Source organism: Alkalibacterium sp. s-m-28 (assembly GCF_054658175.1).
On the sequence record NZ_BAAGIQ010000398.1, the window covers coordinates 1 to 255 of the forward strand.

The 255-nt window shown below is 42.0% G+C and carries 1 pseudogene; it reads left to right on the plus strand.

Annotated elements, in window-relative coordinates:
* Positions 1-255, plus strand: a pseudogene (locus ACYQ4S_RS12750) (IS4 family transposase); the annotation flags it as partial.

Sequence of the window (255 nt, forward strand, 5' to 3'; positions counted from 1 at the left end):
ACAGCTGGTTCGCTTATCCTAAAACCATCAAACAAGTGGTCACTGATTATCCGCTTCAAGTCATCTGCATGCTTAAACCTACGCGTACAACGTACGGATACAATGGACAAAAGTATAACCTGAAAGACCTCTACAGAGTGCTCAAGAAAAAGCGTGGCCGTGCGAAAATTAAAGCATCTGTCGTTGTCAGCTTAGGATTGAACGATAATAATGAAGACATCCAGGCTAAGATAATATTTGTTCGGGACAATCGCA